Source organism: Allobosea sp. P1_A7, from assembly GCF_056406775.1.
Map to the genome: position 1 here is coordinate 1 of NZ_JBFTZN010000343.1, position 5,618 is coordinate 5,618.

Below are 5,618 nucleotides of genomic sequence, written 5' to 3' on the forward strand. Positions count from 1 at the left end.
GTATTAGAGTGGTGGCGACGCCGCACGCTGCTCCCGCCAGGGGCGATTCCGGTATTAGAGTGGTGGCGACGCCGCACGCTGCTCCCGCCAGGGGCGATTCCGGCTCTTCTCACGAGCAGGATGCCCGCCTATCCTGACGCGATGCGCTTCAAGGCGGTGATGGTCGATGTCGACGGCGTGCTGATCGTACATCCCGATCCAAGGGGATGGGCGGCTCATCTCGAACGTGATCTCGGTCTCTCCAGGGAGACCTTGCAGGCGGAGTTCTTCGCCCCGCATTGGCCCGACATCATCCATGGCCGTGCTGATCTCCATGCGCGACTTGAGCCCGCATTGGCGAAAATGGGCGCGACAGTGAATGCGGGCACCCTCGTCCGATACTGGTTCGAACAGGATTCCCACGTCGATCGGGACCTGCTGGGACAATTGGCGGAGCTGCGAGCGCACGGCCTGGAATTGCATCTCGCGACAGTCCAGGAGCATGAGCGCGCACGATATCTCTGGCACACGCTCGGCTTCGAGCGCCATTTCGACGCCATCCACTATGCGGCGGCGCTGGGCTGGGCGAACAGGTTTTGAGCCGCACGAGCTGTTCCTGATCGACGACGCCCCGGCGAATGTTGAGGCCGCAATCGCGCGGGGCTGGAGCGCGGCTCTGTGGACTGGGCAAAGCCGGCTTGCCGACCTGCTGATGGAGTCCGGTTCTTAGGTTGGCATGGGCGTCGAACCGGCAACGCCAGGATGCTGGCCCTGCCATCCCGGCGTCTCCGGGCCAGGAGGCGGAGCTTTGCAACCCCAGCCTCTCGGCCCAGTCCCGGATGAAAAGCCGTCCGGGCTTGGACAGCTAGTGGGCCATGGGTTCGGAAGCGTGCCGCGATGCGTCGCGGGCAACAAGCCGTGTGACCTCGCCGAACAAATCCTTCGGCGCTCTCAGCGCCAAATCGGACAGAGAGAGAATGCCAGTCATCCGCTTCTGCGTGTTCATCACCGGCATGTGATGGATCTCCTTGTCCGTCATGCGGCGCGTCGCATCCCTGATGTCATCGTCCTCGAAGCACCAGGTGATACCCGCCGTCATGACCTTTCTCGCTTTTGTCGTGTTGGGATCGGCCCCTTCGGCGCAGCCACGGCAGGCAAGGTCTCTATCCGTGATCATTCCGATGAGACGATCATTTTCTCCCACGGGGAGGCATCCGATATCCGCGTCGCGCATCTTGCGCGCGACCTCGGTCAGCGAGATGTCCGGAGAGATCCATTCCGCATGCGCGGTCATAGCGTCACGAACGAGCATGGCTACCTCCTGCTCTGCGCGGTTTCAGATCCGAGGCATGTCACTCGCCGTGGGATTGCCTGGTGGTCTCCCTGTCGCGCCGGAATGCGCTGCGACCAGCCGAATACGCTTGCGGGAATACTGCTTCGCGCGCCGAAAGCATGGTCTGGGAGAGGGCTTTGGCGAAGACCCGCCCCAGAGAGCGGCATGCCCGTGGATGATACCGGATCATCGCGGGGCCGGCCAGCATCCTGTGCTGGTTGGCCGGAGTTCAGGCGCCGCGCAGCCGCTTAAGTGGTGTTCAAACGCGCGCATAGCGCCTCCTGCTGGGCTATGATGCAGATGATGGGTCCGACCAGCAGGAGCGGAGCATGATCCACGCGACGTGCCACACAGCCGATGAGGCGATGCGGGCGGAGTTCGACGCCACCCCCTGGTTCGAGGAGGCCGATCCGGCCAGCATTGCGCTTCTCGCCAAACGGGGCTGGTCGACGCCCTGGATCGCCGACGCCCTCGAGGGCCGGCCCGGATATGAAACGCTCCGCGAGCTGATCCGCTATGCCCGAGACCGGCTGGAGATCGAGTCGCGAGAGGACCCGTCCTGGCCGACCTTCGAGTGCCGCGTCGATGGCGCCGAGGCGACCGCATGGCTCGACCGGCACCGATCCGATATCGCTGCGGACGTTCGCCGCGCCGCTTCCTAGATTGGCATTGGCGTCCGCCRCCGAGATCTGGCGCGACGGTCCATCATCGCAAACGGAGCTTCATTCCGGGTTTGGCGCGGCCCGGTCGCGCCAACTGAGCCGCGCCAGCTCAAGGCTCACGAAGACGAGCAGGACAACGACCACAATCCTGAGAGAGACGGAATTCAGCAGGAACGCAAAATTGAACGGCGCTATATACTCCCCATTGAAAATAACAGTCCATCTTATGGCCCTCTCACCAAAGTTGATGAACTGATCGTTGCTCAATGACCATACCATCCACCAGATCGTAAATACAGCACAAGCCGCACTTCCGATCGCTATCTCCAGACGGTTGCTGTTGCCTGGGCGCAGCACATCTCCGGACAAGATCCCGGATTGCGCGACCAGAAGGACTGCGAGCACGGCCGTGGCGGCGAACGCAACAAGGCCGGCCGTCGTGAGGTCGGTGTGCAAGGCTGCGAAACACTCCGAAGACAACCGTCGCAAGGTCTGCACATCGCGCCACGCTGCGGGGAAATAAGCCTCCAACCAGCTTTCGCTCGTCGCACGATCCCATGGCAAACCGAGGCCGCAGCGCTGCTGCTCAAATGCTCGCCGCGCCTTGATTCCAAAGACGCTCGTGAACACAAACGAGACGAGGATCGGGATAGCCAAAGCCCATCCAAAGCGGGCCCTTGCCTTACTCTTGGTCGTCTCGCGCATGAAGCAGTGCTGCCATAAGCGGAACCCGGCGCCAAGAGCTCTGGGCATCGCGCTTTCCGCTGTGCGTCAGCCGATGACCAGGTTGGCGTCGAGAGCCTCCTTCCCTGAGTCCCAGGAGCACTGACCCTGCCCTGCACTGCCGATGCGATTGCCCTGCGTGTTGCCGGCTTGACCGCAACTCGCGATTGCAGGACGGTCGGATCGACCGATGGTGATCGGGCCGGCGGAGTTGCATTCTTGAGACCTGCACTTCTGCCGCATGTTTCTGGCGCCCTGACGTTTCCGGCTCCTTCAGCGATCCCGTCGATCGTCCGTCCTGTCACCGTCGCTGCCGGCCTCGTGCCGATCGTTTGGCGCGATGGACGGCCTGAGTGATCACGAAGCCTCGAAGGGCGCGCCAATGACCTTGCACCGCAGACATGTGACGACGCTGCTCGCCTTCCTGGCGTTCAGCCCCCTGCTGAACGGGCCGGGCCTCGCGCAAGCCCCGGCGCGCACGGCGGCGCCGGACGAGAAGACGATCGCGGACGCCTATGTCTATCTGCTCGGCCGGGCCTTCGTGATCCGGCAGGAACATCTCGACCGGAAGGGGCCGGGCTTCGCCTATAACGCGATCAAGTATAACCCGCTGGGCTCCGCCGATTTCGTCAATCCCAATTTCGACGTCGCCTATCTCGAGGCCTGGTTCGCCGTCGACGACAAGACGCCCGTCCTGCTCGAGGTGCCCGAGGTCAAGGGACGCTACTACACCGCCGAGATTCTCGATGAATGGGGCGAGGTGATCGTCAACATCAACGAGCGCTCCTTCCCCTCAAAACCCTTCGGCACGTTTGCGCTGGTCAAACCCGGCTCGACGGCGAAGATTCCGGCCGGTGCGGGGCGCATCGAGCTGCATTCCGGCAAGGCCAAGATGCTGGCGCGGGTCGAGCTCAAGGGCGATCCCGAAGGGGCCGTGAAGCTTCAGCGCCAGTTCAAGGTCAGGTCCCTCGGCAAGCCGGTGATCCAGCCGCCGCCGGCCATGCCCCTGTTCGAGAACAAGGACCTGATCGGCGTCGAGATCTTCGACAATGTCGATGCCAGGCTCGCAAGCGCGCTCGATGTCGCGCCGAACGCCGCCGAGATGCAGCAGAAGGTCCGGGTCGTCGCAGCCTATGCCGCATCCGGCAAGGAGGCGCGCGCCGCCATCGACACGCAGCTGCGCAAGGTCATTCCCGCCTTCCAGGAATACGCCCTGACCAAGAGCGCGCCCTATCGCAATCACTGGATCGGCGCCGGCCAGGCGGGCAATTACGGCAAGGATTTCTGGCTACGTACCTCGGTCAATTTCGCCGGCATCTGGGCCAACACACCGGATGAAGCGGTCTACCTGATCGCCACCCGCGATGCCGACGAGAAGCCGCTCAACGGCAGCAACAGTTATGTCATGCACTTCCCCGCCGACAAGCTTCCGCAATCCGTGGTCGATGCCTATTGGTCGGTGATCCTGGTCGGCGTGCCGGATTACCGCGTGGTGGCAAACCCGCTCAATCGCTTCAACTTCAACACCAATTCAAGCCTGGCGAAGGAGCCAGACGGTTCGCTGAAGATCGGGATCGGCCCCAAGCCCGTCGCCGGTGTTCCGGACTCGAACTGGCTTCCGGCCCCCGACGGCAAGCCGTTCTCGCTGACCTTCCGAACCTATGTCCCGAAGGACGCGGTGAAGCGCGGCGAGTGGCAGCCGGCACCGGTCACCAAGGTCGATTGAGCGCTCCCGCGCCGCGAGAGGCGCGCCGGGTCAGGTCCTGACCGTCGCGCCATGCATTCTCCGTTCGGCGCGGCCCGGCATCGAGAGCGTTCCTTGCCGGGCGATCGCTCAAATTCGAGCGGTCCCATTTACAAAACGCTCGTCCTTTGGCGCGACCCTCTCGCTGCAAGGGAGACGGCCATGAGCAGCAATTACCCACTGGCCCGGGCCTATCTGATCAACGCCTTCCTGACGCTGGACGGGGACAACCCCGAGGATGACCGACTTCGGCGCGCCGTCGAGTTGCTCCTCGAAGCGGTTGCCCGCGCTCAACGCAGCAGCACGCACTCCAACGTCGTGCGCTTTCCAGGCGCAGAGCCTGTCGTCGCCGGCGGCCCGCCGCCACGACCGGCGTCGTAAGGCAGCGGGCGAAACGCAGGCTTGAGCCTGCGACGCCCCGATCTCAGCCGCTGCGGCCCGCCTTGGCCTCGGGGGCCGTCGCGGACTGGCTGCCGGTGGCGCGATCGAGGCACTCGGCCATCTCCGAGGTGCCCCATTTGTGCTTGGAACACTGCGCCGTCCCCTGTGTCAGGTCGCGGGCGACGCCCCGGGGTTGCGGGGAGCCGCTGCAGCCCAGCAGTGAAAGAGCGACAAGGGCGAGCATCATCGATCGCATCTGGTTCCTCCATTGAACGCGCCAGACCGGATCACGCCGGTTGGGCAAGAATGTGAGGAAGGCACAAGACGGGTCAATCGGCGGGGGATATTGGCCAATGGCGGCCCTCGCGGCATCAGCGCTGCGTCGCCTGGCCTTTCGGACATGAACCCGGCGGATGTTCGCGACGGCAAACTGCGGGCGCCCAGACCATTTTCCGGCTGAGTTTCGTCAATGGACGACGCCGATTCGACCGGCGTGATGGCGGACTGCAGGTGACTGGTGCTGAGCCATCGGCGCGGGTTAGGCCCTAGTACGCCAAGTGGTATTCTGATGCCGCGCAGACGCCCGGCCGTCACTCAACCGGCCCGCATGCGCGGAGCGAGTGCGTTCGGCGGCGGGGCGGTCATTGCCTATCTCGCCGACCTGCATATTAATGGGTATCTTCTTGACAATGCCGGCCACCAATCTGGCGGCTCTCGACAAGTATTCACTGGCTGACGCGGTCCGGATTTCGACCTTCCGGTCCCTCTCTCGAGCACCGCGAGCCGCGCTGTGTGA

General features: G+C 63.9%; 7 protein-coding genes. 4 read left to right on the forward strand and 3 right to left on the reverse strand.

Annotation, left to right across the window (positions count from 1 at the left end; all coding sequences use genetic code 11):
• On the forward strand, window positions 1–579 hold a 579-nt coding region (locus AC1D34_RS33495), incomplete at its 5' end, for an HAD family hydrolase (RefSeq protein ID WP_476826562.1).
• Between the two features lie 265 nt (window positions 580–844).
• On the opposite strand, the gene AC1D34_RS33500 is transcribed toward AC1D34_RS33495, so the two are convergent.
• On the reverse strand, window positions 845–1,291 hold the full coding sequence (locus AC1D34_RS33500) for a CBS domain-containing protein (protein ID WP_441508147.1): 447 nt from the start codon (window positions 1,289–1,291) through the stop codon (window positions 845–847).
• Window positions 1,292–1,641: 350 nt separating this feature from the next.
• On the opposite strand from AC1D34_RS33500, the gene AC1D34_RS33505 reads away from it, so the two are divergent.
• Window positions 1,642–1,974: a hypothetical protein gene (locus AC1D34_RS33505; RefSeq protein ID WP_441508148.1), complete on the forward strand. Its 333-nt coding sequence runs from the start codon at window positions 1,642–1,644 to the stop codon at window positions 1,972–1,974.
• 60 nt (window positions 1,975–2,034) lie between these two features.
• Here AC1D34_RS33505 and AC1D34_RS33510 read toward each other — a convergent pair whose 3' ends face one another.
• A complete protein-coding gene (locus tag AC1D34_RS33510; protein ID WP_476826563.1) occupies window positions 2,035–2,679 on the reverse strand; it encodes a hypothetical protein in 645 nt (214 codons plus the stop codon).
• A gap of 358 nt (window positions 2,680–3,037) precedes the next feature.
• Here AC1D34_RS33510 and AC1D34_RS33515 point away from each other — a divergent pair, with 358 nt between their 5' ends.
• Window positions 3,038–4,423: a DUF1214 domain-containing protein gene (locus AC1D34_RS33515; protein ID WP_476826564.1), complete on the forward strand. Its 1,386-nt coding sequence runs from the start codon at window positions 3,038–3,040 to the stop codon at window positions 4,421–4,423.
• A gap of 180 nt (window positions 4,424–4,603) precedes the next feature.
• Window positions 4,604–4,822: a hypothetical protein gene (locus tag AC1D34_RS33520; RefSeq protein ID WP_476826565.1), complete on the forward strand. Its 219-nt coding sequence runs from the start codon at window positions 4,604–4,606 to the stop codon at window positions 4,820–4,822.
• 43 nt (window positions 4,823–4,865) lie between these two features.
• Here the strand turns inward: AC1D34_RS33520 and AC1D34_RS33525 are convergent, their stop codons facing one another.
• Window positions 4,866–5,078: a hypothetical protein gene (locus tag AC1D34_RS33525; protein WP_476826566.1), complete on the reverse strand. Its 213-nt coding sequence runs from the start codon at window positions 5,076–5,078 to the stop codon at window positions 4,866–4,868.
• Window positions 5,079–5,618 lie beyond the last annotated feature (540 nt).

What these genes read in the sequence shown, in the direction of transcription:
- AC1D34_RS33515 (WP_476826564.1), top strand. Translation starts at nt 3,038, where the DNA reads ATGGACGGCCTGAGTGATCACGAAGCCTCGAAGGGCGCGCCAATGACC.
- AC1D34_RS33505 (WP_441508148.1), top strand. Translation starts at nt 1,642, where the DNA reads ATGATCCACGCGACGTGCCACACAGCCGATGAGGCGATGCGGGCGGAG.
- AC1D34_RS33500 (WP_441508147.1), bottom strand. Translation starts at nt 1,291, where the DNA reads ATGCTCGTTCGTGACGCTATGACCGCGCATGCGGAATGGATCTCTCCG.
- AC1D34_RS33520 (WP_476826565.1), top strand. Translation starts at nt 4,604, where the DNA reads ATGAGCAGCAATTACCCACTGGCCCGGGCCTATCTGATCAACGCCTTC.
- AC1D34_RS33525 (WP_476826566.1), bottom strand. Translation starts at nt 5,078, where the DNA reads ATGCGATCGATGATGCTCGCCCTTGTCGCTCTTTCACTGCTGGGCTGC.
- AC1D34_RS33510 (WP_476826563.1), bottom strand. Translation starts at nt 2,679, where the DNA reads ATGCGCGAGACGACCAAGAGTAAGGCAAGGGCCCGCTTTGGATGGGCT.